This is a genomic window from Streptococcus sp. V919 (assembly GCF_054353475.1).
Window position 1 is genome coordinate 443,096 of sequence record NZ_JBTHHY010000001.1, and the last position, 25,335, is coordinate 468,430.

Here is a 25,335-nt window from a genome sequence, read left to right on the forward strand (position 1 = left end):
TTCTATGACAAAGAAAATAGTTGCCCTAGCAGGCGACGGAATTGGACCAGAAATCATGGAAGCAGGTTTAGAAGTTCTAGCATCGATAGCCGAAAAAACAGTTTTTGACTTTGAGATAGACAGACGACCATTTGGAGGTGCAGGTATTGATGCTACAGGACATCCATTACCAGATGAAACTTTAAAGGCTGCTAGAGAAGCGGACGCTATTCTGCTAGCTGCAATTGGTAGTCCTCAGTATGATAATGCCGCAGTTCGACCTGAACAAGGCTTGCTGGCTCTTCGTAAGGAACTCAATCTCTATGCTAATATTCGTCCGGTTAAAATCTTTGATAGTCTCAAGCATTTATCACCTCTTAAGCCTGAACGAATTGCTGGTGTTGACTTTGTAGTAGTGCGTGAGTTGACAGGTGGGATTTACTTTGGAGATCATATCCTTGAAGAGCGCAAAGCGCGTGATATCAACGATTATAGCTATGAGGAAGTAGAACGGATTATACGTAAGGCTTTTGAAATTGCAAAAGGTCGAAATAAAATTGTTACTAGTATCGATAAGCAAAATGTGTTAGCAACTTCAAAACTCTGGAGGAAAGTGGCTGAAGATGTTGCAAAAGATTTTCCGGATGTAACCTTGGAGCATCAGCTAGTTGACTCAGCTGCCATGCTCATGATTACAAATCCAGCCAAGTTTGATGTTATTGTGACAGAGAATCTTTTCGGAGATATCTTATCTGATGAATCAAGCGTTCTATCTGGTACACTTGGAGTTATGCCATCGGCTAGTCACTCTGAAAATGGACCGAGCCTTTATGAACCAATTCATGGTTCAGCACCTGATATAGCAGGTCAAGGCATTGCCAATCCCATTTCTATGATTTTATCAGTTGCAATGATGCTTCGAGATAGTTTTGGACGTTATGAGGATGCGGAGCGTATCGAGCGTGCTGTTGATGCAAGTCTAGTTGCAGGTATTTTAACAAGAGATATAGGAGGACAGGCTTCGACTAGAGAAATGACAGAAGCCATCATTGCAAGACTATGAAACTAAACGAAGGAATTACTTTTGCTCTCTTAATTTGGAACCTTTTGATTTTTGTCATCTACGGCATTGACAAATCCAAAGCTAAAAGAGGTGCTTGGCGAATCCCAGAAAAATATTTATTATCATTTGCATTCTTTTGTGGCGGTTTTGGTGCCTGGTTGGCAGGAATTACTTTTCACCACAAGACCAGAAAATGGTACTTTAAAACAGTTTGGTTCCTAGGAATAGTAACTACACTAGTGGCTTTGTATTTTGTATGGAGGTAATGAATGGCAGGAAAATCGATTTTTGATAAATTATGGGACCTCCATGTAATCACAGGAGAAGAGGGACAACCACAACTCATGTATGTGGATCAGCACTACATCCATGAAGTGACTAGTCATCAAGCTTTTCAAGGGTTACGAGATGCAGGGCGAAGATTGAGAAGACCAGATTTAACATTTGGTACCTTTGACCACAATGTTCCAACGGTAAATATTTATGATATTCGAGATGTAATCTCGAAAGCACAGATTGATAAGTTGGCAGAAAATGTTGAGGAATTCGGGATTGAACATGCGGCCCACGGTTCTGAAAAACAAGGCATCGTTCACATGGTTGGTCCAGAAACAGGACGAACACAACCAGGAAAATTTATCGTCTGTGGAGATAGCCATACGGCGACCCATGGAGCTTTTGGGGCGATTGCTTTCGGAATTGGGACTAGCGAGGTCGAGCACGTATTTGCTACTCAAACTATTTGGCAGGTTAAACCCAAGAAAATGTTGGTGGAATTCACAGGAGTTCCTCAAAAAGGAGTCTATTCCAAGGATTTCATCCTAGCTTTGATTGCCAAGTATGGTGTTGCTTGTGGTGTTGGATACGTGGTGGAGTATCGAGGTCAGGCTATTGATGCACTCAGTATGGAAGAGCGAATGACCATCTGCAATATGTCCATTGAGTTTGGCTCTAAGATGGGAATCATGAATCCAGATCAGATAACATATGACTATCTAAAGGGACGTGAGTGTGTTCCAAAGGATTTTGATGCAGCAGTAGCTGATTGGAAAAGACTGGTTAGTGATGACGATGCCGTCTATGACAAGGTTATCCGTATGGATGTTTCTGAATTAGCACCTATGGTTACTTGGGGAACTAATCCTGCCATGGGAGTTGACTATGAGACTAGCTTCCCAGAAATAAAAGATATGAACGATGAACGGGCCTATCATTACATGGATTTACAACCAGGTCAGAAACCAGCAGATATCCAACTTGGCTATGTTTTTATAGGTTCTTGTACTAATGCTCGGCTTAGCGATTTGCAACTGGCTGCTCGATTTGTCGAAGGGAAGAAAATTGCTCCCAACCTGACAGCAATCGTAGTACCAGGATCTCGACCAGTCAAGCGTGCTGCTGAAAAGTTGGGCTTGGATAAGGTTTTCCAAGATGCTGGCTTTGAGTGGAGAGACCCAGGTTGCTCCATGTGTCTAGGGATGAATCCTGACAAGGTACCAGATGGTGTTCACTGCGCCTCAACTAGCAATCGTAACTTTGAAGATAGACAGGGATTTGGAGCGAAGACCCATCTTTGTAGTCCAGCAATGGCAGCTGCGGCAGCTATCGCAGGACGTTTTGTAGATGTTCGGCAAATGCCAGAAGCCCAGTAAGGAGAGGATATGGAAAAATTTACAGTTTATACAGGAACAACGGTTCCTCTTATGAATGATAATATCGATACCGACCAAATCCTACCTAAACAGTTTCTCAAGTTGATTGATAAGAAAGGTTTTGGAAAATACCTCATGTATGCTTGGCGTTATGTGGATGATCAGTATACTGAGGACCCAGACTTTGTCTTTAACCGATCTGAATATCGTAAAGCCAGTATCCTCATCACAGGAGATAATTTTGGGGCTGGTTCTTCGAGGGAACACGCTGCTTGGGCATTAGCAGACTACGGCTTTAAGGTCGTTATTGCTGGCTCTTTTGGAGATATTCATTACAATAATGAACTCAATAATGGCATGTTGCCTATTGTTCAGCCTAGGGAGGTTAGAGAAAAGCTAGCCCAACTTAAACCGACCGACCAGGTAACTGTGGACTTGGAACAACAAACAATCATCACACCAGTCGGAGAATTTACCTTTGAAATAGATAGTGAGTGGAAACACAAGCTCTTAAATGGTTTAGATGATATCGGTATTACCTTGCAGTATGAAGACTTGATTGCTGCTTATGAAAAACAACGACCAGCCTACTGGCAAGAATAAAAAAATAGAAAAGGAGACAGAACTATGACAAAACACATTCAATGGAACGGAACACTTTCACAAGAAGGTTATGACATTTTAAAAGGTGAGGGCGGATGTATCGTTTGTCCTACTAAAGTTGGTTACATTATCATGACTAGCGACAAGGCAGGACTTGAGCGCAAGTTTGAAGCCAAAGAGCGTAACCGTAACAAACCAGGTGTTGTCCTCTGCGGTAGCATGGACGAGCTTCGTGACTTAGCACAACTTAATCCAGAAATTGAAGCCTTCTACCAAAAACATTGGGACGAAGACATTCTTCTCGGTTGTATCCTTCCATGGAAACCAGAAGCTTTTGAAAAATTGAAAGCATATGGTGATGGACGTGAAGAACTTATGACTGACGTGCGTGGTACTAGCTGTTTTGTTATCAAATTTGGGAAAGCTGGTGAACAATTGGCAGCTAAACTTTGGGAAGAAGGCAAAATGGTATATGCTTCATCTGCAAACCCTTCTGGAAAAGGAAACCGAGGTAAGGTTGAAGGAATCGGTGAACGTATCGAAGGAGCAGTGGATCTTGTCATCGAAGCAGACGACTATGTTGCATCTATCCAACCAGACAAAACAGTTGAAACACGATACGAACAAGGTGTGATGGTGTCTATGGTTGATAAGGATGGCAAACTCATCCCAGAACAAGGTGGAGCACGTTCAATCTCATCAGCTCCAGTTGTGATCCGTAAAGGACTGGATATTGATAAAATCATGATGCATCTATCAGATACCTTTAACTCATGGGATTATCGTCAAGGTGAGTATTATTAAGATAAAACAGATAATAGAGAGTTCATAAACTCTCTATTTTTAATGAAATAATCAGTAAAACCCGAACGTTATAAATTTTAGGTTTCAAAATAATTGACAAAAACTTTACCTTAGTTTATAATCGTTAGAGGAAACGTCGGAAAAGGCGTAGTGATGCGAAAGCATAGGTAGGTCATTATAAAAGAAACGAGACATCGAAATGTTAAACGAATTTCCGATCTTTGACTATGAAGATATTCAGCTAATTCCTAACAAGTGTGTCCTTAAAAGCCGAGCTGAAGCCGATACACAAGTGACACTTGGGAAGCACACCTTTAAATTACCAGTTGTTCCTTCGAATATGCAAACAATCCTAGATGAAGATGTTGCAGAACAGCTTGCAAAAGGTGGTTATTTCTATATCATGCATCGATTCGATGAAGTTGGACGCATCCCTTTTGTGAAACGCATGCATGAGAAAGGGTTAATTGCTTCTATCTCTGTTGGTGTTAAAGATTACGAGTATGATTTTGTAAGTCAATTAAAGGATGATGCTCCAGAGTACATCACTATTGATATTGCTCATGGTCATGCAGACAGTGTGATTTCAATGATTCAGCACATCAAGAAAGAATTGCCAGATACCTTTGTCATCGCTGGTAACGTTGGTACTCCAGAAGCCGTTCGTGAACTTGAAAATGCTGGTGCAGATGCTACTAAGGTCGGAATCGGTCCAGGTAAGGTATGTATTACTAAGGTCAAAACTGGTTTTGGTACTGGTGGTTGGCAGTTAGCGGCTCTTCGCTGGTGTGCTAAGGCTGCCCGTAAACCAATTATTGCTGATGGTGGTATCCGTACACACGGAGATATTGCTAAGTCAATCCGCTTTGGTGCAAGTATGGTTATGATTGGATCACTATTTGCAGGTCATATCGAAAGTCCTGGTAAAACAGTTGAAGTCGATGGTAAACAATTTAAAGAATACTATGGTTCTGCTTCAGAATACCAAAAAGGTGCCTATAAGAATGTCGAAGGTAAGAAAATTCTTCTTCCTGCTAAAGGACATTTACAAGATACCTTAACAGAGATGGAACAAGATTTGCAAAGTTCAATTTCTTATGCTGGAGGTCGAAAAGTAGCAGATCTTAGACATGTAGATTATGTGATTGTGAAGAACTCTATCTGGAATGGAGATGCTCACTAAAAAAAATATGATTACTTATTTATGCCGCGAATTGGCGTGGCGTTTCTACAAGGTACCGTAAATACCTAACAATGAGTAAGTCGAAGAGAGATAAAAGAATCAGTGTTATCTGTTTCGTTATTTCCAAGGGACTTACTTTGTAAGTCCCTTTTTATTTCGGAGGTTATTGTGAAAATACTAGAGGAACGTATTTTAAAAGATGGGAATATTCTTGGTGAGAATATTCTTAAGGTGGATTCCTTCTTGACCCACCAAGTTGATTATTCCTTGATGCGTGAGATTGGTCGTACTTTTGCAGAGTATTTTAAAAATGCTAGCATTACAAAAGTTGTAACCATTGAAGCATCTGGGATTGCCCCAGCCTTATATGTGGCAGAGCAATTAAATGTACCCATGATTTTTGCTAAAAAGGCAAAAAATATCACGATGAATGAAGGAATTTTGACTGCTGAAGTTTATTCTTTCACGAAACAAGTAACTAGTACCGTATCGATTGCAGGGAAGTTCTTATCTCCTGAAGATAAAGTACTGATTATCGATGATTTCTTGGCAAATGGCCAAGCAGCTAAAGGGCTGATTCAGATTATCGAGCAAGCTGGTGCTAGAGTTGAAGCCATCGGAATTGTGATTGAAAAATCCTTCCAAGATGGCCGTCAACTGTTAGAAAAATCAGGTCATCAAGTAGTGTCACTAGCGCGATTAGAGCGTTTTGAAAATGGAAAAGTTATCTTCAAGGAGGCAGACATCTAATGAAACAACAAGAAAAACACTCACAGGCGGCCGTTCTTGGTTTGCAACACTTGCTAGCCATGTATTCAGGTTCAATCCTAGTACCAATCATGATTGCAAGTGCTTTGGGGTATTCAGCTCAACAGTTGACCTACCTTATCTCAACAGATATCTTTATGTGTGGGGTTGCAACTCTCTTACAATTGCAACTCAATAAACACTTCGGTGTTGGATTGCCAATCGTTCTTGGTGTAGCCTTCCAGTCTGTTGCTCCTCTTATCATGATTGGTCAGAGTCATGGTAGTGGTGCTATGTTTGGAGCCTTGATTGCTTCAGGGATTTATGTCATCCTGATTTCAGGTATTTTTTCTAAGGTTGCCAATCTGTTCCCTGCTATCGTAACTGGTTCTGTTATCACAACTATCGGATTGACCTTGATTCCAGTTGCTATTGGAAATATGGGAAATAACGTAGAAAAACCAACCGGTCAAAGTTTAGCCTTGGCAATGCTTACTGTTCTCATTATTCTTTTGGTTAATATCTTTACAAAAGGATTTATCAAATCTATTTCGATTTTGATTGGTTTGATTGCCGGTACGATTATCGCTGCAACTATGGGCTTGGTTGATTTCTCTCCAGTAGCAGAAGCTCCACTTGTTCATATCCCAACTCCATTCTACTTCGGTGCTCCACAATTTGAGATTTCATCTATTGTCATGATGTGTATCATCGCTACTGTATCAATGGTAGAATCAACAGGTGTATATCTTGCTCTCTCTGATATTACTAAAGATCCAATTGATAGCACTCGTCTCCGCAATGGTTATCGTGCTGAAGGTCTCGCTGTTTTACTTGGTGGACTATTCAATACCTTCCCTTATACAGGATTTTCACAAAACGTAGGTTTGGTGAAACTTTCAGGTATTCGTACTCGTTTGCCAATCTACTACGCAGCTGGTTTCCTTATCTTGCTTGGTCTCTTGCCTAAGTTTGGAGCCTTGGCACAGATTATTCCTAGTCCTGTACTTGGTGGTGCTATGCTCGTCATGTTTGGTTTTGTTTCGCTCCAAGGGATGCAAATCTTGGCTCGTGTAGACTTTGAGCATAATGAACACAACTTCCTCATTGCAGCAGTGTCTATTTCTGCTGGGGTTGGATTGAACGGAAGCAACCTCTTCAATACTTTACCGACTGAATTACAAATGTTCTTCTCAAATGGTATCGTTATTGCAAGTACAGTAGCTATTATCTTGAACGCTATTTTGAACCGTAAAAAATAAAAATTAGTGAGAAGGGATAGAAAAGCCCTTCTCATTTTCGTTTTTAGAGCTTGAGTATTGTTTCTATGGCCCTTTTTATGGTAAAATGGTTTTATGAATGAAAGAATGAAAGAGCTCGTTGAGTTGCTCAATCGCTATGCGACAGAGTATTATACAAGTGACAATCCATCTGTATCTGATAGTGAGTATGACCGTCTTTATCGTGAATTGGTAGAGTTAGAAAAAGCTCATCCGGACCAAGTCTTGCCAGAAAGCCCGACACATCGTGTAGGTGGAAAGATCCTCGATGGTTTTGAAAAATATAGTCATCAGTATCCTCTCTATAGTTTGCAGGATGCTTTTTCACGTGAAGAATTGGATGCCTTTGATGCGCGTGTCCGTAAAGAATTGGATGATGTCACTTATATTTGTGAGTTGAAGATTGATGGTTTATCGATTTCCTTGACTTATGAGCAAGGACTTTTTGTTGTTGGGGCAACTCGTGGTGATGGCTCCATCGGTGAAAACATCACTGAAAATCTTAAACGAGTGAAAGACATTCCTTTATCTTTACCAGAAAAATTAGATATCACTGTTCGCGGTGAATGCTATATGCCGAGGGCATCATTTGATCAGGTCAATCAATCGCGTCAAGAAAACGGCGAGCCAGAATTTGCTAATCCACGAAATGCTGCTGCAGGTACTCTTCGCCAGTTAGATACAGCAGTAGTAGCTAAACGTAATCTTGCAACCTTCCTCTATCAGGAAGCTAGTCCTTCAACACGGGATAGCCAAGAGAAGGTTTTGGAACATTTAGAACAGTTAGGTTTTGTGGTTAATCATAGACGCCTATTAGCTCACAGTATGGATGAAGTTTGGGATTTTATCCAAGAAGTAGGTCAAGAAAGAGACCAGCTGCCTTATGATATCGATGGTATTGTGATTAAGGTTAATGACTTAGCCGGTCAAGAGCAACTAGGTTTTACAGTCAAAGCACCCAAGTGGGCAGTGGCTTATAAGTTCCCTGCAGAAGAAAAAGAAGCAAAGCTCCTTTCTGTTGACTGGACAGTTGGACGAACAGGAGTTGTAACTCCGACTGCTAATCTTACCCCAGTTCAACTTGCAGGTACTACTGTTAGTCGAGCAACTCTTCATAATGTTGACTATATTGCAGAAAAGGATATCCGTAAGGATGATACGGTGATCGTTTATAAGGCAGGGGATATCATTCCAGCTGTTTTACGTGTCGTTGAATCTAAGCGTGTGTCTGAAGAAAAACTCGATATTCCAACAAACTGTCCAAGTTGTGATAGTAAGCTTTTGCATTTTGAAGATGAGGTTGCCCTTCGTTGTATCAATCCGCGATGTCCTACTCAAATCAAGGAAGGCTTGACGCACTTCGCATCGCGTGATGCCATGAATATCTCAGGTCTTGGTCCATCAGTCGTTGAAAAACTTTTTGAAGCACAATTGGTCAAGGATGTAGCAGATATTTATCGTTTGACTGTGGAAGATTTCCTCTTGCTAGATGGCATTAAGGAGAAATCTGCCCAAAAACTTTATCAAGCTATTCAAACATCTAAAGAAAACTCTGCTGAAAAACTCTTGTTTGGTTTAGGAATTCGTCATGTAGGAAGTAAGGCAAGTCAGTTATTGCTCCAAAATTTTCATTCTGTTGAAGCTTTGGCTCAGGCAAATCCAGAAGAAATTGCAACTATTGAGAGTTTGGGTTCTGTGATTGCTCAAAGTTTGCAGACTTACTTTGCAACTGAGGGTTCTAAAATCCTTTTAAGCGAATTAAAAGAATTAGGTGTTAATCTAGATTATAAAGGACAGATAGTTGCAGCAGATGCGGCCTTGTCAGGACTAACTGTTGTATTAACAGGAAAACTTGAACGTCTTACTCGTTCTGAAGCAAAAAGTAAACTAGAAAATCTTGGAGCTAAGGTTACTGGAAGTGTATCGAAGAAGACAGATCTCGTAGTAGCAGGAGCAGATGCAGGTAGCAAACTTCAAAAAGCTCAAGAACTAGGAATTGACATACGTGACGAAGCTTGGTTGGAGAGTTTATAACCAATACACACTTGGAAATATTCATCTATGATTTCTTGGTTCAACTCGAAAAATTTTACAAGAAATTATATGATTTACATTTAATAATTAGAAATTAGGGAGATTCATGTACAATTATCCTGTACTTATTCATTATCATCGCAAGGATGAAGCATACGAGGTATGTAACTTTAGTAAAATTCCAGAAGATTCCGAAGAACTTATCCGAGAAGAAGAATATTTTGGAACTACATTTTCATTGACTCAAGCAAGTGAAACACCTCTTGAACAATTTATTTTTAGAGTAGAAAAAGATGGGGAGATAAAAGAATACCCTATCCGATTTAATTATTATCCACTATTGACAGAAGTATGGATTTTGGATGGCGATGATACGGTTTATTATTCTGAAAATCCAGCCATTGCAAGTCCACACTATAAAGACCAAAATCCATTTGCTTTTGATAAGGCTATCAATAGTGCAAGTTTTGACCACCACTGGGGTTACCAAGGAGAACTGGGATGCAAGGTTTCCGAAGAAGAAACGAACTTTAAACTTTGGTCACCAACAGCAACTACTGTAAAAGTTGTGGTCTATGAATCAGCCAGCAATGATGCTCCAATTCTAAAAACCTATGAGATGAAACGTGGGAATAGTTATTCTTATAGTCACAAGGATAATACAATTGGTGTTTGGACTCTAACAGTTCCAGAAAGTCTTGCAGGTCGCGCTTATCAATACCAGATAGATTTTCCTCATCATCACTCATTAACCCTCGATCCATACACAATTGCGACAAGTCCAAATGGGAAACGTTCAGCAATCCTTTCAGAAGAAGAACGTCAAGTTGATGGATTTGAAGTTAAGAACGGGGCGGAAGCAACTTGGCGATTGGAAAATCCTTGCCAAGCGGTTGTTTACGAAATGCACGTTCGTGACTTGACCAAGTCTGAAACTTCTGGTGTTGCCCCAGAATTAAGAGGTACTTTCTTGGGTGCTGCTCAAACTGGAACGGTCAATCAATATGGCCAGTCTACTTCATTTGACTACATCAAGGAACTTGGTGTGAATTATGTTCAACTACAGCCAATTGCTGATCGTCACAAAGAGTATGATGCAGATGGTAATGTGACCTACAACTGGGGTTACGATCCACAAAATTACAATGCACCAGAAACCAGCATGTCTACGAATCCAAATGATCCAGGGAAAGTCATCCGCGATTTGAAGACGATGATTCAAGCTTATCATGATGCTGGTATCGGCGTTATCATGGATGTCGTCTATAACCATACTTTTTCAACTGTTGATTCTCCATTCCAAACAACAGTACCAGATTATTATTACCGAATGAACCGTGATGGAAGTTATCAAAATGGGACAGGTGTAGGAAATGAAACTGCCAGCGAACACGAAATGTTCCGTAAGTATATGATTGACTCACTTCTCTATTGGGTAAATGAATTCAATATCGATGGTTTCCGCTTTGATTTGATGGGAATCCATGATGTTAAAACGATGCAGATGATTCGTTGGGCAATGGATGAAGTTGATCCTAAAATTATCCTTTATGGAGAAGGCTGGGATATGGGTACAGGTCTTGCACCATATGATAAGGCTAAGAAAGATAATGCTTATCAGTTACCAAATATTGGATTTTTCAATGATGACCAACGTGATGCTGTAAAAGGTGGCGAAGTCTATGGAGAAATCAAGTCTGGTTTTGTTAGTGGTGCTGCCACAGAACCAATTGTTGCCAAAGCTATCCTTGGTAGTCGAGAACTGGGCTCTTATCTAAGCCCTAACCAGGTTGTCAACTATGTAGAAGCCCATGATAATTATAATTTGCATGATTTGTTAGCGACACTCCATCCAACAGAAAATCAAGCTAGCATCATGAAAAAAGTAGAAACAGCAACTGCTATGAATCTGCTTATGCAAGGTATTTCCTTTATGGAACTCGGTCAAGAGTTTGGGCGTACCAAGCTAGTTCCTACAGGTGAAAATGGGGAAATGACCCATGCCGACCGTGAACGCGCTATGAACAGTTACAATGCTCCAGACTCAGTTAACCAGGTAAACTGGGACTTGATTCATGAACGTCAGGATAGCATTGAATTTATTCGTCAGATAATAGGTCTTAAAACAAAGAGTAGTGCCTTTTCATACCCTACATATGAGGAAGTTTATCGTCATGTCTTTGTCCATACAGCCATTGAAAATAGTGGGTGGATTGTTTATGAGATTCAAGGAGATGATGAGCATTACCTAGTTGTCTTTAATGCTAAGGGTGAATCTCACTATTATGAAAATGCTGGTAATCTCGAAATGTTGATTACGAACAGTTGTTCAAATCAAGAAAATACCCTTGACAACGTGAGTGTAGCTGTTATGAATGTTTTATCATAAATCTTTAATGAAACTCAAGATTTTATCTTGAGTTTTTTTGTTGTGGTTATCTATAATTTATCCTAATAATAAAAAATATGGAAAAATACAATAAATAGTTGAAAATTTCAGAAAATTTGATAAAATTGTACTCAAGATACTTTATCCGAACAAAATGAAAATTATTTGAAAATAATGTTAGGTTTTTAAAGCGTCTATTTTATAAAATAAAGATTGGTGAAAATATTGTAAGTGATTTGATGTATGGAAGCTTAAATCATGTAAAAATATCGACAATACTGAAACTTTTAGAAATGTCAAGATAATAATTTGAAGATTTTCAAAAAAATATTTATGATAATTCGGAAATTGGTTGAAACTTTTCTAAAAAGATAGTATAATACAAATATAGAAAACGCTTACAATATAAAGGGGGATTTATGGATACATTAGAAGCTTTAAGAACTTTTACAACAGGCGAAAATTTCCATCTTCAGCACTATTTGGGCGCACATCGTGAGGAGAAAGACGGGGAATGGGGTTACACATTCCGTGTTTGGGCTCCAAATGCGCAAGCTGTTCATCTAGTTGGTGATTTCACTAATTGGGTTGAAAATCAAATCCCTATGGTTCGAAATGAATCTGGAGTTTGGGAAGTTTTTACAACTTTAGCCCAAGAGGGTCAGATTTATAAATATCATATCACACGGGCTAACGGTCATCAGCTTATGAAGATTGATCCTTTAGCTGTTCGGTATGAAGCACGTCCAGGAACAGGGGCTGTTTTAACAGAAATCCCAGAAAAGAAATGGAAGGATGGACTTTGGTTAGCTCGTAGAAAACGTTTGGGATTTTTTGAAAGACCAGTTAATATCTATGAGGCTCATGCTGGTTCTTGGAAGAGAAATCCAGACGGAACTCCATACAGTTTTGCTCAATTAAAAGAAGAGTTGATTCCTTACTTAGTTGAGATGAACTACACTCATATTGAGTTTATGCCTTTGATGTCGCATCCGCTTGGTTTGAGCTGGGGCTATCAACTGATGGGGTATTTTGGTTTAGAACATTCTTACGGAAGACCAGAAGAGTTTCAAGACTTTGTTGAAGAGTGTCATTTAAACAATATCGGAGTTATTGTGGACTGGGTTCCTGGTCACTTTACAATCAATGATGATGCTCTAGCTTATTATGACGGAACACCAACTTTTGAATATCAAGACCATAACAAAGCTCATAACTATGGTTGGGGAGCATTAAACTTCGACTTAGGGAAAAACGAAGTGCAATCCTTCTTGATTTCTAGCATTAAGTTCTGGATTGATTTTTATCATTTAGATGGTATCCGTGTAGATGCTGTAAGTAATATCCTTTATCTTGATTATGATAATGCACCTTGGACACCAAATAAAGATGGTGGCAATCTCAACTATGAAGGTTACTATTTCCTTCAGCGTTTAAATACTGTTATTAAGCTAGCTCACCCTGATGTCATGATGATTGCAGAAGAAAGCTCTTCGGCAACTAAAATAACAGGTCCGAAAGAGATCGGTGGTCTTGGATTTGACTACAAGTGGAACATGGGCTGGATGAATGACATTCTCCGTTTCTACGAAGAAGATCCAATTTACCGCAAGTATGATTTTAACCTTGTAACCTTCAGTTTTATGTATGTCTTTAATGAAAATTATCTCCTACCATTTTCACATGATGAGGTGGTTCATGGTAAGAAGAGTATGATGCATAAGATGTGGGGAGATCGCTACAATCAGTTTGCTGGCCTGAGAAACCTTTATACTTATCAAATTTGTCACCCTGGTAAGAAATTACTCTTTATGGGTAGCGAATTCGGTCAATTCTTAGAGTGGAAATCAGAAGAGCAATTAGAGTGGTCAAACCTTGAAGATCCAATGAATGCTAAGATGAAATACTTCACATCTCAACTGAATCAACTTTATAAAGACCATCGTTGTCTTTGGGAAATTGATACAAGTTATGATGGAATTGAAATCATCGATGCTGATAATAGAGATCAAAGTGTTCTATCCTTTATTCGTAAGGGTGAAAAAGGTGAGATGCTAGTCTGTGTCTTCAACATGGCACCGGTTGAACGTCCTGATTTTACAATTGGACTACCAGTTGCAGGTATTTACGAAGAAATTTGGAATACAGAGTTGGAACAATGGGGTGGTGTTTGGAAAGAACATAACCAAACTGTTCAAACTCAAGAAGGGTTATGGAAGGATTATGAGCAGACTTTGACCTTTACTTTGCCAGCAATGGGTGCAAGTATCTGGAAAATCAAACGTCGCTTGAAACCTACAAAAAAAGAATCAAATAAATCACAAAAAGGAGTAGAAAATGAAGAATGAAATGCTAGCTTTAATCCTTGCCGGTGGGCAAGGAACTCGTCTCGGTAAACTCACTCAAAGCATTGCAAAACCTGCCGTGCAATTTGGTGGGCGCTACCGTATCATTGACTTTGCTCTTTCAAACTGTGCCAATTCTGGTATCCACAATGTTGGGGTTATCACACAGTATCAACCTCTTGCTCTTAACAATCACATCGGGAACGGTTCTAGTTGGGGTCTTGATGTAATTGATTCAGGTGTTTCTATCCTTCAACCTTACTCTGCAAGTGAAGGAAATCGTTGGTTCGAAGGTACGAGTCACGCGATTTACCAAAACATCGACTATATCGATAGCATCAATCCTGAGTATGTTTTGATTCTTTCAGGAGACCATATCTACAAAATGGACTATGATGATATGCTCCAATCACACAAGGACAATAATGCCAGTTTGACAGTAGCGGTCTTGGATGTTCCGCTTAAAGAAGCTAGCCGTTTTGGTATCATGAATACAGATGCTAATAATCGTATTGTTGAATTCGAAGAAAAACCTGCCCAACCAAAATCAACTAAGGCATCAATGGGGATTTATATTTTCGATTGGAAACGTCTGCGCAATATGCTCGTTGCAGCTGAAAAGAATAATATTGACATGTCAGACTTTGGTAAGAATGTTATTCCTAACTACCTAGAGTCTGGAGAAAGTGTTTATGCCTATGAATTCAGTGGATACTGGAAGGATGTCGGCACTATCGAATCGCTTTGGGAAGCAAATATGGAATATATTTCTCCAGACAACGCTCTAGATAGTCGTAATCGTCAATGGAAAATCTATTCTCGTAACCTTATCTCTCCACCAAACTTTATTGGAGAACATGCTCATGTAGAAGACTCTCTCGTAGTTGATGGATGTTATGTAAATGGTACCGTGAAGCACTCTATTTTATCTACAGCAGCTCAAGTTCGTGAAGGAGCAGAAGTTGTTGATTCTGTCATCATGAGTGGAGCAGTAGTCGGAAAAGGTGCTAAGATTAAACGTGCCATTATTGGTGAGGGTGCTATCATTGCTGATGGTGTAGAAATTGATGGAACGGAAGAAGTAGAAGTAGTCGGGTATAACGAAGTAGTGGGGGTAGCAACAGATGAAGATTGATAAATATTCAGCGATTTTAGGAAACACTGTTGGTTTTCATGATATGTCAACCTTGACGAGTAATCGTCCTGTGGCGAGTTTGCCATTCGGAGGAAAGTATCGCTTGATTGACTTCCCACTCTCAAGTTTAGCAAATGCTGGTGTTCGTAGTGTCTTTGGAATCTTCCAACAAGATAATATCAGCTCAGTTTTCGACCACATTCGTTCAGGTCGCGAGTGGGGCTTGAATACACTACTTAGTCACTACTATTTGGGTATTTACAATACACGTGTAGAAAGTAGCACGGTCGGTAAAGAGTATTATCAACAACTCTTGACTTATTTAAAACGTTCTGAATCTAACCAAACGGTTTCCTTGAACTGTGACGTTTTGGTAAATATTGATCTTGCTCAGGTTTTCCATTTGCATAATACTACAAAATCTCCTATCACAGTTGTTTATAAGAAACTACCTAAGAAGGATATTTCAGAAGTAAATGCAATCCTTGATATCGATGAAACTGACCATGTGGTTTCTCACAAACTCTTTGATAAAAAATCAAATCAAGATTTTTACAACATGTCAACAGATATCTTTGTTGTAGACACTCAATGGTTGATTAAACGTTTGGAAGAAGAAGCTCAAAAAGAATATCCAGAAAAATTACGTTATGTTCTTCGTGATTTGGCAGCAAAAGAAGGTGCTTTTGCCTACGAGTATACTGGTTATTTGGCAAATATTCATTCTGTAGAAACTTACTACCAAGCGAATAAAGATATGCTCGATTTACATAAGTTCTACTCATTGTTCACTCCGAACCAAAAGATTTATACTAAGGTTAAAAATGAAGAGCCAACTTACTATGCATCAAGCTCTAAAGTAGCTATGTCTCAGTTTGCTTCTGGTAGTATTATCGAAGGTGAAGTAGTCAACTCTGTATTATCCCGTAATGTCCGCGTACATGAAGACAGCTTAGTCAAAGATAGTCTCCTCTTTACACGTGTGGTCATTGGTAAGGGTGCTCAGGTAGAATATGCAATCGTAGATAAGGGTGCTGAAATAGCTGAGGGAGTTGTCATTCGAGGTACAGCAGAAAATCCTGTTGTCATCAAAAAAGGCGAAAAAGTAACAGAGGATATCCTTTCATGAAAATTTTATTTGTAGCAGCCGAAGGTGCGCCCTTTTCAAAAACAGGTGGCTTGGGAGACGTTATCGGCGCTCTTCCAAAATCATTAGTAAAAGCAGGACAAGAAGTTGCTGTTATCTTGCCATACTATGACATGGTGGAAGCCAAGTTTGGTGACCAGATTGAAGATGTTCTTCAATTTGAAGTGTATGTTGGTTGGCGCAGACAATTTTGTGGAATTAAGAAAACAGTTTTAAACGGTGTTACTTTCTACTTTATTGACAATCAATATTATTTCTTCCGTGGTCACGTTTACGGTGATTTCGATGATGGTGAGCGCTTTGCCTTCTTCCAACTTGCAGCCCTAGAAGCTATGGAGCGTATTGGATTCATACCTGACGTTCTCCATGCCCATGATTACCATACAGCAATGATTCCTTTCTTGTTGAAGGAAAAATATAGATGGATTCAAGCTTACCAGAATATTAAAACCATCTTAACCATCCATAACTTGGAATTCCAAGGTCAGTTCTCTGAGGGTATGCTTTGGGACTTATTTAGAGTTGGTTTTGAGCGCTATGCGGATGGTACTGTTCGTTGGAATGATTGCCTTAACTGGATGAAGGCTGGTATTCTTTATGCCGATCGTGTTTCAACTGTATCACCAAGCTATGCTCATGAAATTATGACACCAGAGTTTGGATGTGGTTTGGATCAGATACTCCGTATGGAATCTGGTAAGCTTTCTGGTATCGTAAACGGGATAGATACTGATCTTTACAATCCAGAGACGGATCCTTTATTGGATTACCATTTTAACAAATCTGATCTGTCAGGAAAAGCTCAGAACAAAGCTAAATTGCAAGAGAAGCTTGGTCTTCCAGTTCGTCCCGATGTCCCAATGATTGGTATTGTGTCGCGTTTGACAAGACAGAAAGGTTTTGATGTCGTTGTTGAAGGTTTGCATCGCATGCTTCAAGAAGATGTTCAAATTGTTCTCTTGGGTACAGGTGATCCTGGTTTTGAACAAGCCTTCTCATGGTTTGGTCAAGTATTCCCAGATAAACTTTCTGCCAATATTACCTTTGATGTCAAGCTAGCACAAGAAATTTATGCAGCCTGTGATATTTTCCTCATGCCAAGTCGTTTTGAACCTTGTGGACTTTCTCAAATGATGGCTATGCGTTATGGAACGTTACCACTTGTTCATGAAGTAGGCGGGTTGAGAGATACTGTTCAACCATTTAACGCGATTGAAGGAACTGGCACTGGATTTAGTTTTGATAACTTAACTCCATATTGGCTTAACTGGGCTCTACAAACTGCCTTGGATGTTTACTATAATCATCCAGATGTTTGGAAAAATCTTCAAGTTCAAGCTATGGAATGTGACTTCTCTTGGGATACAGCTTGTCAGTCTTACCTTGATTTGTATCACAGTTTAGCAAACTAAATAGTTAAAATCGTATGAAGTTTTCATACGATTTTTTGAGATGATGAAAGTAAGGAAGATAGATGAATAAAGCCAGAGGACTTTGTATCCTAGATGTTGATGGGACCTTGATAGAAGAAGAGGTCATTGATTTATTGGCGAAAGAGGCAGATTGTGATAAGGAAGTAGCTCTGATAACTGCTCAAGCGATGAGAGGGGAATTAGACTTTGAATCGAGTCTGAAAAAACGTGTCTCCCTCTTAAAAGGACTTTCTATAGATGCCTTTGATAAGATTTATCATGAACTTCACCTTAGTAAAAATGCTGTGCAGTTTATTAAAACTCTCAAAGAAAGTCAGATTGAAGTTGGTTTGGTTTCAGGTGGATTTACTACAATTGTTGAAAGATTAGCAAAGGATTTAGGAATTTCATTATTTGCTGCTAATCAACTAGAAATCAAAGTTGGGAACTTAACTGGAAATCTTTTTGGGCCAGTGATCACTAGAGAAGTCAAAGAAGAAACTCTAGTAAGATGGGCAGATCAATTAGAGGTGCCAATCGAGAGAACAATTGCTATTGGGGATGGGGCTAATGACCTAAAAATGCTTAAAAGAGCTGGGCTTGGAATAGCTTTTTGTGCTAAGGATATTGTGAAAAAAGAAATAAATCTTCAGGTAGATGATAGAGATATGATGAAGGTGTTAGATAAGATAGGATACCTTTAGGTAGAAAGAGAAATCAAGATGAAAATTATTATTGCACCTGACTCTTTTAAGGAGAGTCTCCCTGCTAACCAAGTGGCTGAAGCTATAAAACGGGGCTTTAAAAAAGCTCTGCCTGATTCAGAATGTGTACTTTTGCCTGTAGGCGATGGAGGAGAAGGAACCGTTGCTGCTATAAAAAATTCTTTAGGTCTTGAAGAACATACAAGTCAGGTAACAGGACCTTTTGGTGATGAGGTTCAGATGCCCTATTTTCAAAAAGGTCAACTAGCTCTATTTGAAGTTGTTGATTTAGTAGGTCTTGCTAAGATACCTTATGAAAAACGAAATCCACTAGAGATTCAAACAAAGGGAATTGGACAGCTGATTCTACATTTAATAGAGCAAGGTATAAAAGATATCTACATCGGTGTCGGTGGAACAGCTAGTAACGATGGGGGTATTGGTATTGCTTCAGGTCTTGGCTATCAGTTTTATGATGAACACGGAATTGAGCTTAAAGCTCGTGGCCAATCCTTGTTTGAAATCAATGAGATTTTGGATAGTCGTGTTAGTCTCATTCCTGATGATATCCATATCAAAATTTTAGCGGATGTAACCAATCCCCTATGTGGACCTCATGGCGCCACCTATACATTCGGAAAACAAAAAGGATTAAACCCTGCTAAATTCCAAGAAGTTGATACTTTAATTAAAAACTTTTATGGTAAAGTCGCACCTGAAATATTAAAATTAGAGGGTGCTGGAGCTGGTGGTGGGATTGCAGCTGGTTTGTGTGCCTTTGCTGGAGCAGGGATTGTATCTGGTATCCAAACTTGTTTAGATTTAGTAAAATTTGATGAACAGGTTGTAGATGTGGATCTCGTTATCGTTGGTGAAGGTAGGTTGGATACTCAAAGTTTGGCAGGTAAGGCGCCAATCGGTGTAGCAAAAAGAACACCCAAGGGTGTTCCGGTCATTGCAATTTGTGGTAGTTTGGCAGAAGATTTACCTCCCCTACCATTTGAGAATATCGTCGCTGCATTTTCTATTCTAGAAAAAAGTGAACCATTAGAAGATAGTTTAAAAAATGCAGCAACTTATTTAGAAAATACTGCAGCAAATATCGGTCAAATCTTATCATTGAAACAGAGTTAACCAAACCATTTTTTCCAGAGAGAAGTCGTAGTTTTTTTCATCTCTTTTTCCTGCCACAAGTCTGAGAAGGCCTTTCTGAGGTCTTTTTCACTTGTTTGAACCGGAGCATCGCTATGGATAATGAGACCAAAAGGAGAAGAGTTGTGGTCTTCGGAAACGATGGTTGCTTGACATTCAGCTTCTTTAGCTTGTTTTAGATAAAAGACTTGTTTGTCAAATTCAACCTGAGGAGAAATTTTGACAAATAGAGGTTCAGTCTCTTTTTTAAAGGTTTCTAAAATTGTTAAAAATCCTTTTTGAAATTTATCATCATCGGCAGTTTCAAGGTCTGCATAGCCAAGGACACGTTCTTCAAATGTTCCGAGAAAACGTCTTTGTTCATCAGGATTTAGTTTAAGACCACCGTTGGCCTTTTCTAGGATTTGTTTAGATACATCAGTCATAAATATAGTATATCACAAAAGTTTCAAGATAAAAGGAAAAAGAAAGCGATTACTTTTTCGACTTAAGGAAAATTTGCACAAAGATAACGTTTTTTCTTGAAAAAGGTCTCTTTTTAAGGTATCATAGAGGTGTAAAAAATTTAACTCATAAGGAGAGTAAAAAATGTCAATTATTACTGATGTTTACGCTCGCGAAGTCCTAGACTCACGCGGTAACCCAACACTTGAAGTAGAAGTTTACACTGAATCAGGTGCTTTCGGACGTGGTATGGTTCCATCAGGAGCTTCTACTGGTGAACACGAAGCAGTTGAACTTCGTGATGGTGACAAATCTCGTTACGGTGGTCTTGGTACACAAAAAGCTGTTGACAACGTAAATAACATCATTGCTGAAGCTATTATCGGCTACGATGTACGTGACCAACAAGCTATCGACCGTGCTATGATCGCTCTTGACGGTACTCCTAACAAAGGTAAATTGGGTGCTAACGCAATCCTTGGTGTGTCTATCGCTGTAGCTCGCGCTGCTGCTGACTACCTTGAAATCCCACTTTACAGCTACCTTGGTGGATTTAACACTAAAGTTCTTCCAACTCCAATGATGAACATCATCAACGGTGGTTCTCACTCAGATGCTCCAATCGCTTTCCAAGAATTCATGATCGTACCTGCTGGTGCACCTACATTCAAAGAAGCTCTTCGTTGGGGTGCTGAAATCTTCCACGCTCTTAAGAAAATCCTTAAATCTCGTGGTCTTGAAACAGCCGTAGGTGACGAAGGTGGATTCGCTCCTCGTTTCGAAGGAACTGAAGATGGTGTTGAAACTATCCTTGCTGCTATCGAAGCTGCTGGTTATGTTCCAGGTAAAGACGTATTTATCGGATTTGACTGTGCATCATCAGAATTTTACGATAAAGAACGTCAAGTATACGACTACACTAAATTCGAAGGTGAAGGAGCTGCTGTACGTACTGCTGCAGAACAAATCGACTACCTTGAAGAATTGGTAAACAAATACCCAATCATCACTATCGAAGATGGTATGGACGAAAACGACTGGGACGGATGGAAAGCTCTTACTGAACGTCTTGGTGGTAAAGTTCAATTGGTTGGTGACGACTTCTTCGTAACAAACACTTCATACCTTGAAAAAGGTATCGCAGAAGGTGCTGCTAACTCAATCCTTATCAAAGTTAACCAAATCGGTACTCTTACTGAAACATTCGACGCTATCGAAATGGCGAAAGAAGCTGGTTATACTGCTGTTGTATCACACCGTTCAGGTGAAACTGAAGATTCAACAATCGCTGACATCGCAGTTGCAACAAACGCAGGACAAATCAAGACTGGTTCACTTTCACGTACAGACCGTATCGCTAAATACAACCAATTGCTTCGCATCGAAGATCAACTTGGTGAAGTAGCTGAATACCGTGGATTGAAATCATTCTACAACCTTAAAAAATAAAATAGTTCAGTGAACTAATTAAAGCCCTTGGAGTTTTCCAAGGGCTTTTGTATATTATAAGAGAAGGTTAAAAGAATTCAGTTTCGTTTTCGTATTCTAGAGGTGAAAAAAGAGATTTTTAAACGGTTTTTTGGTATAATAATACCCAGGAAAAACTAGAGAAAGAAGGAGGTTGAGATGGAAAAGTATTTGTCGGTAACAACTTTGACCAAGTATTTGAAAATGAAATTCGATAAAGACCCATACTTGGAGAGGGTCTATTTAACTGGTCAGGTTTCTAACTTCCGGAAGCGTCCAACTCATCAATATTTTTCTCTAAAAGATGATCGAGCTGTTATCCAAGCAACCATATGGTCTGGTATCTATCAGAAACTTGGGTTCGACTTGGAAGAAGGCATGAAGATTAATGTAGTCGGCCGAGTTCAAGTCTATGAACCAAGTGGAAGTTATTCAATTATTATTGAAAAGGCAGAGCCGGATGGTGTCGGCGCACTTGCCCTTCAGTTTGAACAACTGAAAAAGAAGCTTTCAGAGGAAGGACTTTTTCAAGACCGCTTTAAGCAAGTAATTCCGCAGTTTGCAAACCGTATCGGGGTAGTGACAAGTCGTAGTGGAGCTGTTATCCAGGATATCATTACAACCGTAAGCAGACGCTTTCCTGGTGTGGAAATTGTCTTATATCCTACCAAGGTTCAAGGTGAAGGAGCAGCAGAGGAGATTGCCCGCAACATTGCTAAAGCTAATGAACGTGATGACTTAGACGTACTTATCATTGGTCGTGGTGGTGGCTCGATAGAGGATCTCTGGGCCTTTAACGAGGAAATAGTTGTTCGTGCTATTTTTGAATCGCGTTTACCGATTATTTCAAGTGTTGGTCACGAGACGGATGTTACTTTGTCAGATTTTGTAGCAGATAAGAGAGCAGCAACTCCAACTGCTGCAGCAGAACTAGCGACTCCTGTTACTAAGTTAGATCTTTTGACTTATCTGAAGAATCAAGAGAGACGTATGGCTACAGCTGTACAAAACACTTTATCTAAAAAAGAAAAAGCATTAAAAGTACTAAGCCAATCTGTTATTTTCAGGCAACCTGAACGCTTATATGATGGTTATTTACAACGATTGGATCAGTTACAGCTTCGTCTCAAACAAAGTGTAAATTCAGAACTAGTTAGACTGGAGCAAAGAGTATTAGAACTAGTTCATCGATTAGAGCAGTTATCACCAATCAATAAGGTTCATCGTTATCAGGACCGTCTACTCCAATTTGAAAAGTTACTTCGTAGTCAGATGGCAGTAGTTTATGATGCCAAGGTTGCCGATGTCAAACGTTTGTCAGAAGCGCTACTCATGTTAGATACTAGTCGTATCGTAGCCAGAGGTTATGCGATTGTGAAAAAAGAGGATGCCGTAGTATCGTCAGCAAAAGATTTGAAAAAAACTGATCAAGTAACGTTATTGATGCGAGATGGTCAGGTAGAATTAGAGGTTAAAGATGTCAAAACAGAAGAAATTTGAGGAAAATTTAGCAGAACTTGAGACTATTGTTCAGAGCTTAGAAAATGGAGAAATTGCTTTAGAAGATGCCATTGCAGCTTTTCAAAAAGGGATGATCTTATCAAAGGAATTGCAGGCAACACTTGATAAAGCAGAAAAGACCTTAGTTAAAGTCATGCAAGAAGATGGAACAGAGAGCGAACTTCTATGAACAAGCAAGAAAAACTAGACTTGGTTGAGTCAGCTCTTGAGGAGTTTTATGGTGAGCGACAAATAGCTTCAAATCTAAGAGAAGCGGTTCTATATTCCATTCATGCTGGTGGCAAGCGGATTCGTCCTTATCTTCTCTTAGAAGTTTTGGACTCTTTGCAGGTGCCAATCACACTAGCTCATGCTCAGGTTGCAGCAGCGCTTGAGATGATTCACACAGGTAGTTTGATTCATGATGATTTACCTGCTATGGATAATGATGATTATCGTCGAGGGCAGTTGACTAATCATAAAGTATATGGAGAGGATATAGCTATCTTGGCAGGAGATGCTCTCTTCTTAGATCCTTATGCCTTAATAGCGCAGGCAGACTTGCCAAACGAAATCAAGGTAGACTTAATAGCAAATCTATCACTTGCTTCTGGAAGTATGGGGATGGTAGCTGGACAAGTTTTGGATATGGAAGGTGAAGGAAAACATTTAAACCTAGAAGAACTTCGGACTATCCATGCTAATAAGACTAGTAAACTATTAGCCTTTCCTTTTCATGCAGCTGGAATCATCGCTGGATTGGATACAACTATTCAAATAACTCTTAAAACAGTTGGAGAGTTGATTGGTCTTGCCTTTCAAGTGAGAGATGATATTCTTGATGTTACAGCTAGCTTTGAAGAAATTGGTAAAACACCCCAGAAAGATTTGCAAGCTGAAAAATCGACCTATCCTGCCTTGTTAGGATTAGATGAAGCAAAAACTTTTTGTAACCAAACTTTGGATCAAGCTAATGCAAAACTGGAAGAGATTAGTCAGTTAGTAACCTTTGATAAGGAACCAATTGTAAAAATAGTAGAAAGTTTGAGAATCAATGGCTAAGGAAAGAGTAGATGTACTTGCCTACAAACAAGGGTTATTTGAAACGAGAGAACAAGCTAAGCGTGGCGTTATGGCTGGTTTGGTTGTTGCTGTTCTAAATGGTGAGCGTTTTGATAAACCAGGAGAAAAAATCCCAGATGATACTGAATTAAAACTCAAGGGTGAGAAGCTTAAGTATGTGAGCCGAGGAGGTTTGAAACTTGAGAAAGCCTTGGAAAATTTTGAAATATCAGTTGAAGGTAAAACGACCATTGATATTGGAGCTTCAACAGGAGGCTTTACGGATGTCATGCTTCAAAATGGAGCAAAATTAGTTTATGCAGTTGATGTCGGGACCAATCAGCTGGCTTGGAAATTGCGCCAAGACTCACGTGTTGTTAGTATGGAGCAGTTTAATTTTCGTTATGCTGAAAAGACTGATTTTGAACAAGAACCTAGTTTTGCAAGTATTGACGTGAGTTTCATATCATTGAGTCTCATCCTTCCAGCTCTACATAGAGTCTTAGCTGATCAAGGACAAGTTGTTGCCCTCATAAAACCACAGTTCGAAGCCGGTCGAGAACAAATTGGGAAAAATGGGATTATTAGAGATGCTAAGGTTCACAAAAATGTTTTAGAAACGGTAACAGAAATGACGGTCACAGAAGGATTTTCCGTTTTAGGATTGGATTTTTCACCTATACAAGGCGGCCACGGTAATATTGAGTTTCTTGCTTATTTACGTAAGGAAGAACACGCAAGTAATCAGGTGGTTTCTGAAATAGAACCACTAGTAGAAAAAGCACATAGAGAGTTTAAAGATGAATAAAAAAGAGAGACTTGAGAAGATTAGAAGATTTGTGACTGATTATCAAATCGGTACTCAGGAAGAAATCGTTGAACATTTAAAAGAAGCAGGTATCTCCGCTACTCAAGCAACTGTATCTCGAGATATCAAAGAACTAGGAATTGTAAAAATTCCATTGAAAGACAATACTTATGTCTACGAATTACCAAAGTCAGTAGTCAAAAGTTTACAGTTGGCTGAGAACAATATTGAAAGTTTTGAACGAATGGGAAATCTCATCAATTTGGATGTCATTCCTGGAAATTCAATTTTTGTTAAAAGTCAATTAACTCAATCATTTTCAGATAAGATTTTTAGCTGTTTAACAGATGATAATTCAATTTTAATTGTAGCGCGAACTGAAGAAGCAGCTGTAGAAATTGTAGAGCAAGTTAAAAAGTGGTAGG

The 25,335-nt window shown here is 39.3% G+C and carries 23 protein-coding genes and 1 riboswitch; of the genes, 22 read left to right on the forward strand and 1 reads right to left on the reverse strand.

Annotation, left to right across the window (positions count from 1 at the left end; translation table 11 throughout):
• Nucleotides 1-4 precede the first annotated feature (4 nt).
• The 16 genes from leuB to ACXYSK_RS02510 all read left to right on the forward strand — a co-directional run bounded on the left by leuB (nucleotide 5) and on the right by ACXYSK_RS02510 (nucleotide 19,611).
• The gene (leuB, locus tag ACXYSK_RS02435; protein WP_458624899.1) at nucleotides 5-1,042 is read left to right on the forward strand and encodes a 3-isopropylmalate dehydrogenase; all 1,038 of its coding nucleotides are present in this window, start codon (nucleotides 5-7) and stop codon (nucleotides 1,040-1,042) included.
• Nucleotides 1,039-1,308 (forward strand): DUF1294 domain-containing protein, encoded by a 270-nt coding sequence (locus ACXYSK_RS02440; RefSeq protein ID WP_045614976.1) that lies wholly within the window; start codon nucleotides 1,039-1,041, stop codon nucleotides 1,306-1,308. The genes leuB and ACXYSK_RS02440 overlap by 4 nt, the downstream gene beginning before the upstream one ends.
• Before the next feature lie 3 nt (nucleotides 1,309-1,311).
• On the forward strand, nucleotides 1,312-2,694 hold the full coding sequence (leuC, locus tag ACXYSK_RS02445) for a 3-isopropylmalate dehydratase large subunit (RefSeq protein WP_458624900.1): 1,383 nt from the start codon (nucleotides 1,312-1,314) through the stop codon (nucleotides 2,692-2,694).
• Nucleotides 2,695-2,703: 9 nt separating this feature from the next.
• Entirely contained in the window at nucleotides 2,704-3,297 is a 594-nt protein-coding gene (gene leuD, locus ACXYSK_RS02450; protein WP_254725801.1) for a 3-isopropylmalate dehydratase small subunit, read from the forward strand.
• A 24-nt stretch (nucleotides 3,298-3,321) separates the two neighbouring features.
• On the forward strand, nucleotides 3,322-4,101 hold the full coding sequence (locus ACXYSK_RS02455) for an L-threonylcarbamoyladenylate synthase (protein ID WP_458624901.1): 780 nt from the start codon (nucleotides 3,322-3,324) through the stop codon (nucleotides 4,099-4,101).
• Nucleotides 4,102-4,300: 199 nt separating this feature from the next.
• Nucleotides 4,301-5,284, forward strand: a complete 984-nt coding sequence (guaC, locus tag ACXYSK_RS02460; RefSeq protein WP_458624902.1) for a GMP reductase — start codon at nucleotides 4,301-4,303, stop codon at nucleotides 5,282-5,284.
• Nucleotides 5,280-5,376, forward strand: a riboswitch (purine riboswitch). It overlaps the preceding gene by 5 nt.
• A gap of 76 nt (nucleotides 5,377-5,452) precedes the next feature.
• Entirely contained in the window at nucleotides 5,453-6,034 is a 582-nt protein-coding gene (locus ACXYSK_RS02465; RefSeq protein ID WP_458624903.1) for a xanthine phosphoribosyltransferase, read from the forward strand.
• Nucleotides 6,034-7,293 (forward strand): nucleobase:cation symporter-2 family protein, encoded by a 1,260-nt coding sequence (locus ACXYSK_RS02470; RefSeq protein WP_458624904.1) that lies wholly within the window; start codon nucleotides 6,034-6,036, stop codon nucleotides 7,291-7,293. Before ACXYSK_RS02465 ends, ACXYSK_RS02470 begins: the two co-directional genes overlap by 1 nt.
• Before the next feature lie 93 nt (nucleotides 7,294-7,386).
• Entirely contained in the window at nucleotides 7,387-9,345 is a 1,959-nt protein-coding gene (gene ligA / locus ACXYSK_RS02475) for an NAD-dependent DNA ligase LigA (RefSeq protein WP_458624905.1), read from the forward strand.
• A 106-nt stretch (nucleotides 9,346-9,451) separates the two neighbouring features.
• Nucleotides 9,452-11,734 (forward strand): type I pullulanase, encoded by a 2,283-nt coding sequence (gene pulA, locus ACXYSK_RS02480; RefSeq protein WP_458624906.1) that lies wholly within the window; start codon nucleotides 9,452-9,454, stop codon nucleotides 11,732-11,734.
• A 419-nt stretch (nucleotides 11,735-12,153) separates the two neighbouring features.
• The gene (gene glgB, locus ACXYSK_RS02485; RefSeq protein WP_458624907.1) at nucleotides 12,154-14,082 is read left to right on the forward strand and encodes a 1,4-alpha-glucan branching protein GlgB; all 1,929 of its coding nucleotides are present in this window, start codon (nucleotides 12,154-12,156) and stop codon (nucleotides 14,080-14,082) included.
• A complete protein-coding gene (locus ACXYSK_RS02490) occupies nucleotides 14,072-15,214 on the forward strand; it encodes a glucose-1-phosphate adenylyltransferase (protein ID WP_214261847.1) in 1,143 nt (380 codons plus the stop codon). Before glgB ends, ACXYSK_RS02490 begins: the two co-directional genes overlap by 11 nt.
• Nucleotides 15,204-16,343, forward strand: a complete 1,140-nt coding sequence (gene glgD, locus ACXYSK_RS02495) for a glucose-1-phosphate adenylyltransferase subunit GlgD (RefSeq protein WP_458624908.1) — start codon at nucleotides 15,204-15,206, stop codon at nucleotides 16,341-16,343. Before ACXYSK_RS02490 ends, glgD begins: the two co-directional genes overlap by 11 nt.
• Nucleotides 16,340-17,773, forward strand: a complete 1,434-nt coding sequence (gene glgA, locus ACXYSK_RS02500; RefSeq protein WP_458624909.1) for a glycogen synthase GlgA — start codon at nucleotides 16,340-16,342, stop codon at nucleotides 17,771-17,773. The genes glgD and glgA overlap by 4 nt, the downstream gene beginning before the upstream one ends.
• 62 nt (nucleotides 17,774-17,835) lie before the next feature.
• Nucleotides 17,836-18,477 carry a phosphoserine phosphatase SerB gene (serB, locus tag ACXYSK_RS02505; RefSeq protein WP_458624910.1) on the forward strand — a complete coding sequence of 214 codons (642 nt, stop codon included), beginning with the start codon at nucleotides 17,836-17,838 and terminating at the stop codon, nucleotides 18,475-18,477.
• An 18-nt stretch (nucleotides 18,478-18,495) separates the two neighbouring features.
• Nucleotides 18,496-19,611: a glycerate kinase gene (locus tag ACXYSK_RS02510; RefSeq protein ID WP_458624911.1), complete on the forward strand. Its 1,116-nt coding sequence runs from the start codon at nucleotides 18,496-18,498 to the stop codon at nucleotides 19,609-19,611.
• Here the strand turns inward: ACXYSK_RS02510 and ACXYSK_RS02515 are convergent.
• Nucleotides 19,608-20,054, reverse strand: coding sequence for a DUF1694 domain-containing protein (locus ACXYSK_RS02515; protein WP_254725811.1), 447 nt, complete (start codon nucleotides 20,052-20,054; stop codon nucleotides 19,608-19,610). The genes ACXYSK_RS02510 and ACXYSK_RS02515 overlap by 4 nt on opposite strands.
• Nucleotides 20,055-20,217: 163 nt before the next feature.
• Here ACXYSK_RS02515 and eno point away from each other — a divergent pair, with 163 nt between their 5' ends.
• From eno to ACXYSK_RS02545, 6 genes are all read left to right on the forward strand, one after another.
• Nucleotides 20,218-21,522 (forward strand): surface-displayed alpha-enolase, encoded by a 1,305-nt coding sequence (gene eno / locus ACXYSK_RS02520; protein WP_006151137.1) that lies wholly within the window; start codon nucleotides 20,218-20,220, stop codon nucleotides 21,520-21,522.
• A gap of 177 nt (nucleotides 21,523-21,699) precedes the next feature.
• A complete protein-coding gene (gene xseA / locus ACXYSK_RS02525; RefSeq protein WP_458624912.1) occupies nucleotides 21,700-23,040 on the forward strand; it encodes an exodeoxyribonuclease VII large subunit in 1,341 nt (446 codons plus the stop codon).
• Entirely contained in the window at nucleotides 23,018-23,230 is a 213-nt protein-coding gene (locus ACXYSK_RS02530) for an exodeoxyribonuclease VII small subunit (protein ID WP_075567625.1), read from the forward strand. The genes xseA and ACXYSK_RS02530 overlap by 23 nt, the downstream gene beginning before the upstream one ends.
• Nucleotides 23,227-24,102: a polyprenyl synthetase family protein gene (locus ACXYSK_RS02535; protein ID WP_458624913.1), complete on the forward strand. Its 876-nt coding sequence runs from the start codon at nucleotides 23,227-23,229 to the stop codon at nucleotides 24,100-24,102. The genes ACXYSK_RS02530 and ACXYSK_RS02535 overlap by 4 nt, the downstream gene beginning before the upstream one ends.
• Nucleotides 24,095-24,910 carry a TlyA family RNA methyltransferase gene (locus tag ACXYSK_RS02540; RefSeq protein ID WP_458624914.1) on the forward strand — a complete coding sequence of 272 codons (816 nt, stop codon included), beginning with the start codon at nucleotides 24,095-24,097 and terminating at the stop codon, nucleotides 24,908-24,910. Before ACXYSK_RS02535 ends, ACXYSK_RS02540 begins: the two co-directional genes overlap by 8 nt.
• Nucleotides 24,903-25,334 (forward strand): arginine repressor, encoded by a 432-nt coding sequence (locus ACXYSK_RS02545; protein ID WP_458624915.1) that lies wholly within the window; start codon nucleotides 24,903-24,905, stop codon nucleotides 25,332-25,334. The genes ACXYSK_RS02540 and ACXYSK_RS02545 overlap by 8 nt, the downstream gene beginning before the upstream one ends.
• The last annotated feature ends 1 nt before the right edge of the window (nucleotide 25,335 follow it).

Coding starts and splice junctions, on each gene's coding strand:
- ACXYSK_RS02455 (WP_458624901.1), top strand. CDS start 3,322: ATGACAAAACACATTCAATGGAACGGAACACTTTCACAAGAAGGTTAT.
- ACXYSK_RS02470 (WP_458624904.1), top strand. CDS start 6,034: ATGAAACAACAAGAAAAACACTCACAGGCGGCCGTTCTTGGTTTGCAA.
- ACXYSK_RS02540 (WP_458624914.1), top strand. CDS start 24,095: ATGGCTAAGGAAAGAGTAGATGTACTTGCCTACAAACAAGGGTTATTT.
- ACXYSK_RS02440 (WP_045614976.1), top strand. CDS start 1,039: ATGAAACTAAACGAAGGAATTACTTTTGCTCTCTTAATTTGGAACCTT.
- ligA (WP_458624905.1), top strand. CDS start 7,387: ATGAATGAAAGAATGAAAGAGCTCGTTGAGTTGCTCAATCGCTATGCG.
- glgA (WP_458624909.1), top strand. CDS start 16,340: ATGAAAATTTTATTTGTAGCAGCCGAAGGTGCGCCCTTTTCAAAAACA.
- pulA (WP_458624906.1), top strand. CDS start 9,452: ATGTACAATTATCCTGTACTTATTCATTATCATCGCAAGGATGAAGCA.
- eno (WP_006151137.1), top strand. CDS start 20,218: ATGTCAATTATTACTGATGTTTACGCTCGCGAAGTCCTAGACTCACGC.
- guaC (WP_458624902.1), top strand. CDS start 4,301: ATGTTAAACGAATTTCCGATCTTTGACTATGAAGATATTCAGCTAATT.
- ACXYSK_RS02530 (WP_075567625.1), top strand. CDS start 23,018: ATGTCAAAACAGAAGAAATTTGAGGAAAATTTAGCAGAACTTGAGACT.
- ACXYSK_RS02510 (WP_458624911.1), top strand. CDS start 18,496: ATGAAAATTATTATTGCACCTGACTCTTTTAAGGAGAGTCTCCCTGCT.
- xseA (WP_458624912.1), top strand. CDS start 21,700: ATGGAAAAGTATTTGTCGGTAACAACTTTGACCAAGTATTTGAAAATG.
- ACXYSK_RS02545 (WP_458624915.1), top strand. CDS start 24,903: ATGAATAAAAAAGAGAGACTTGAGAAGATTAGAAGATTTGTGACTGAT.
- leuB (WP_458624899.1), top strand. CDS start 5: ATGACAAAGAAAATAGTTGCCCTAGCAGGCGACGGAATTGGACCAGAA.
- glgD (WP_458624908.1), top strand. CDS start 15,204: ATGAAGATTGATAAATATTCAGCGATTTTAGGAAACACTGTTGGTTTT.
- leuD (WP_254725801.1), top strand. CDS start 2,704: ATGGAAAAATTTACAGTTTATACAGGAACAACGGTTCCTCTTATGAAT.
- leuC (WP_458624900.1), top strand. CDS start 1,312: ATGGCAGGAAAATCGATTTTTGATAAATTATGGGACCTCCATGTAATC.
- ACXYSK_RS02515 (WP_254725811.1), bottom strand. CDS start 20,054: ATGACTGATGTATCTAAACAAATCCTAGAAAAGGCCAACGGTGGTCTT.
- ACXYSK_RS02490 (WP_214261847.1), top strand. CDS start 14,072: ATGAAGAATGAAATGCTAGCTTTAATCCTTGCCGGTGGGCAAGGAACT.
- ACXYSK_RS02535 (WP_458624913.1), top strand. CDS start 23,227: ATGAACAAGCAAGAAAAACTAGACTTGGTTGAGTCAGCTCTTGAGGAG.
- serB (WP_458624910.1), top strand. CDS start 17,836: ATGAATAAAGCCAGAGGACTTTGTATCCTAGATGTTGATGGGACCTTG.
- glgB (WP_458624907.1), top strand. CDS start 12,154: ATGGATACATTAGAAGCTTTAAGAACTTTTACAACAGGCGAAAATTTC.